Origin of the sequence: uncultured Nostoc sp., assembly GCF_964247315.1 — a bacterium.
GTDB lineage: Bacteria > Cyanobacteriota > Cyanobacteriia > Cyanobacteriales > Nostocaceae > Nostoc.
Genome location: NZ_CAXTTT010000145.1, coordinates 11,882 through 16,353, shown reverse-complemented (window position 1 = coordinate 16,353; position 4,472 = coordinate 11,882). Strand labels below are relative to the sequence as shown.

Annotated in this window: 3 protein-coding genes; all 3 read left to right on the top strand. The window is 44.9% G+C overall.

The window, feature by feature from the left end; translation table 11 throughout:
- The coding region (gene vnfG / locus ACFE93_RS30025; protein ID WP_375479029.1) for a V-containing nitrogenase subunit delta at positions 1–505 on the top strand (505 nt) is incomplete at its 5' end.
- Positions 506–1,004: 499 nt separating this feature from the next.
- Entirely contained in the window at positions 1,005–2,390 is a 1,386-nt protein-coding gene (locus ACFE93_RS30020; protein WP_375479027.1) for a nitrogenase component 1, read from the top strand.
- A 225-nt stretch (positions 2,391–2,615) separates the two neighbouring features.
- Positions 2,616–4,148, top strand: a complete 1,533-nt coding sequence (locus ACFE93_RS30015) for a nitrogenase component 1 (protein WP_292863237.1) — start codon at positions 2,616–2,618, stop codon at positions 4,146–4,148.
- The last annotated feature ends 324 nt before the right edge of the window (positions 4,149–4,472 follow it).

The window sequence follows — 4,472 nt, the reverse complement described above, 5'->3', positions numbered from 1 at the left end:
GGTCAAACAGCAAGCTAAGGAAACTGCGCCACAGGCCAAACAGCCAGCTAAGGAAGTTGCGCCACAGGTTCAACAGCAAGCTAAGGAAGTTGCGCCACAGGTTCAACAGCAAGCTAAGGAAGTTGCGCCACAGGTTCAACAGCAAGCTAACGAAATCGCGTCATACATTCAAGATCGAGCTGCACAAGTCACGAAATTAATTCAAGAACGGTGTTTGTGGCAGTTTCACTCACGTGCATGGGATCGGGAAGAAAACATCAATGGTGTTCTCAATATGGCCGCCCAAATCTTGACTGGAGAAAAGGTGGTTCTAGAAACCTTGATTGACAGGGGTTTCTATGCAGATGCGAAGATCCTTTCGGCTGACCTAGAAATCAGGTTTTCATGGTTAGGTAACATGGAAAACTCGCAAAAGAAGGCAGTAGTAGAGTCTGTTAAGGCAATGCTGATCGATATTGTAATAACCAAGTCGAAGAATGGTGAATTGCATTATTCGCTTTATTAAAGCAATTAGATCGGTAATTCAACCCTTTGGGTGACGCTCCTGCGTCGCTCTAAGGGAAGCTCGAAGGCTTTACGCTGACCTAACGGCAGTTCTTCTTGGGGGTTTCCCCCAAGGACTGCCTCACCAAACCAACGGCGTTGCTCAATTGGAGTATGAATTAGAGTTTTGTCATCCTGTTAGTGTTTGTGCAGAAATTTTCTTACAGGGTAGAGAGTAATGTCTACGACGAGCTACGCGCCAAAAACATTCCCAAGAAGCATAGTGTCCGCGTACCGTCTTACTACAGAAGCATCTCATCTAGTTTCCAAGATTTTTAGGAAATTAAATTCTATTTCTCTTCTGTAATCGGCGGTATGCGTAGCTTACTTCCTGGTAGCGTTAACGATCGCTCGCCGCAGGCATTGCTCTACTTTCTTAAGCTCAAAATGACAATTCATATCTTCGTTGAACAACGCTAAACACGCATCACGCAATTTTTTACCACATAGGAGTCAAGAGAATGTCTTTAGTTGTAAAACAGAAAGAACGCAAGGGAATCATCAATCCTATATTTACCTGTCAGCCTGCTGGGGCTGAATATGCTGCAATTGGAGTAAAAGATTGTATTCCCCTGGTGCATGGAGGACAGGGATGTAGTATGTTCGTTCGTCTGCTGTTTGCCCAGCATTTGAAGGAAAATTTTGACATTGCTTCTTCTTCACTCCATGAAAATAGCGCCGTCCTTGGAGGACAGCCACGCATTGAGGAAGCTGTACACACCTTAGTTGCACGATATCCTGATTTACGGATTATTCCAATTATTACGACTTGTTCAACTGAGACGATTGGGGATGATATCGAAGGAACCATTAACAAGCTGAACGGCCAGTTAAAGACAGCCTATCCCGATCGCAAGATTGTCCTTGTTCCCGTGCATACCCCCAGTTACAAAGGTAGCCAGGTCAGTGGCTATAATGTCGGCATACATGCAATCATTTCTAGCCTGGCAAAAAAAGGCGAACCAACTGGCAAGTTGAACCTCATTACTGGGTGGCTTAACCCTGGAGATGTCACGGAAATCAAGCGCATCTTAAAAGATATGGATGTTCCAGCAAACATCTTAGTGGATACAGAATCCTTCGATGCGCCCACCATGCCCGATAAGACAAGTTTTGCCTTTGGGAATTCAACCATTGAAGAAATTGCTGATTCTGCTAATGCGTTGGGAACTATTGCCTTATGCAAATATGAAGGAGGCAGCTCAGCTGAATTCTTAGAAGAGAAGTTTAAGGTTCCGGCAATTATTGGCCCAACCCCAATTGGCATCAAAAACACTGACGTCTGGCTGCAAAATATCCAGAAACTGACTGGCAAACCAATACCAGAATCTTTAGTCAGAGAACGTGGAAAGGCTATCGATGCGATCGCAGACCTTGCCCACATGTTCTTCGCCAACAAGAAGGTAGCTATTTACGGAGATCCCGATCTGGTAATTGGCCTAGCAGAGTTCTGCTTGGAATGTGAGTTAGAGCCAGTGCTGATGTTGTTGGGAGACGACAACAGAGCCTGCACCAAAGACCCAAGAATTGCCCAGTTGGAGAAGCAAGCAGCCTGTGATATCGAAGTCATCTGGAATGCAGACCTCTGGGAATTGGAGCGCCGCATTAAAGATAAGTCCCTCGAAATCGACTTGATTCTAGGTCATTCCAAAGGTCGATATATTTCTATCGATCACAAGATTCCAATGGTTCGGGTTGGCTTCCCCAGCTTTGACCGTGCAGGTCTGTGGAAATACCCCATTATTGGCTATAAAGGAGCAGAATGGCTAGCAGACACCATTGCTAACACCATGTTTGCAGATATGGAGAACAAGCTCGAACGTGAGTGGATCTTAAACGTTTGGTAGAAAGCTGATGTATATGGGGGATGGCATCTATCCGCAGTGATATTTCTGTCATCCACCCCTAACTGATTAGATGGTATTTCCATCAGAATTTTTACGATACTTAGCAATCCATTGTAAACCAGGCAGCACCCGTTTAACTGATTATGATCAGAGGGCGGCTCAGTAGCCTGGTTTACAAATCACAGGGTATTGCTACAGAAGCTATAGAAAGATTGGAGAGTGATCATGACTGCAACAAGTATAGATAAGAATGTCGTATTTTACGGAAATTTGAGCGAACTGTATCGCTTGGCAAAAGAGGGTAAAATTAAGACCACTTTACAAGGTAGTCATACCCGCCCCTGTAAATTTTGGACTGCAACGAAGATTTTAAGTGGGATTAAAAATGCGATCGTCATTTCTCACGGGCCGAGTGGCTGTGCATACGGTGTAAAGCGGGCATACAAGCTGACCAATAGCCGCAATAGTGGTTCACCTTATGAACCCGTGGTGACTACGAACATGAGTGAGAAAGCGGTAATTTTTGGTGGAGAAAAAGAATTAGCAGGCGCGATTCGAGAAGTAAATGAAAAATACCATCCAGATGCGATCGTTGTTGCCACTAGTTGTGCGTCTGGTATTATTGGGGACTGTGTTGATGACGTCGTGAATAAGGCGCGTGGCGAAATCCAGTCTGAGATCATGACGATACATTGTGAAGGATTTGCCGGGGAGTATCGCAGTGGATTTGATATCGTATTTCGGCAAATCGTAGACTTTATGGAGCCGCCAACTCCAGAGCGGAAAGCACAACTAGCCGATGCTGTCAATATTGTGGGCGCAAAGATGGGCCCTGAAAGGACGGAAGTCGAAACTGATGTTAAAGAATTGGTGCGATTGATAGAAGGAATGGGGGCACGAGTTCATAGTGTGATCGCTGGTGACTGTACTTTAGAAGAACTAAAGCAAGCACCGAGTGCGGCAGTCAACTGTACTTTATGTTTGGATCTTGGCTATACTATCGGCAAAGCCATGTCAGATAAGTTCGGTACTCCGCTAAACTCTACTATCCTTCCCTATGGAATTACCGCTACAGAAAAATGGCTCGAAGGGGCGGCAAAATATTTAGGCATGGAAGAACAAGCGGCTGCCCTAATGGAAAAGGAATATGCCGCAATCAAGACTGAATTTGAAGCAGCTAAGGGTTATATAGAAGGGAAGTTAGCAATTATCGAAGGACATGATGCTATCAAGTGCTTATCCCTTGCTCACATGTTGGATCGTGATTTTGGGATGCGTGTAGTAATCTATAACTTCCATCCCTGGAGTACAGAAGCACGAGAAACCAGTGTAGATTATTTGTTGGAAACAGGGTTAGACCCGGAAATATTGATTACGAAAGGGACGCTGGCCTTTGGCAAGTACGAGTCCATGAAACAAACGGAAGATGAATTACTGGATTTCATTGGTGGTCTTGATGCAGAATCGGTAGTTTATTTTGGTTCTTCCTTGAGTTTCCCCCATATTCCCGTAGTCGATTTAAATGCTATCTTAAATCGTCCCAGATTTGGCTATCGCGGAGCCTTAAAGGTCGCAAGGTGTATTAAAACAGCACTTCAATATGGCTTTAGACCTCGGAGTGCTTTAACCAAGCAAATGGTATTCCCTAAAAATTCCGGGTTAGCATCTACTCAATCACTAAGCGGAAAATTAGCTCAAGACATGCCTGATTGTACCGTATATGCAGAGAAGAGACGGGGAAAATGTATGAACGAGTAATAAATGAAATGTGACTTTGCTGAATATAAAGTATGGATTTGTCTCACGCAGAAAATTGTAGGTTGGGTAGAACTTTAGTGTTACCCAACAAACTCTTCGGAAATGTTGGGTTTCGTTCCTCAAACGCCACTTGCTTCAAGTCGGGAGACCCGCCCAACGCACTGCCTCCCCAACGCAGTGGTTCCCCAACCTACGTAGACTGATACGGACAAGGCTTAAGCCAAAAATGTCAAGGCAGAAGCCGTTACAGGCTGCGCGAAACACGGAAACGTCTTGGCAGAAGTTGCTACAGGGAAGGCAGAAGCTGTTACAGGCTGCGCGAAA

Bases quoted from the DNA above. Each gene is read 5' to 3' on its own strand.
- ACFE93_RS30020 (WP_375479027.1), top strand. From the start codon at position 1,005: ATGTCTTTAGTTGTAAAACAGAAAGAACGCAAGGGAATCATCAATCCT.
- ACFE93_RS30015 (WP_292863237.1), top strand. From the start codon at position 2,616: ATGACTGCAACAAGTATAGATAAGAATGTCGTATTTTACGGAAATTTG.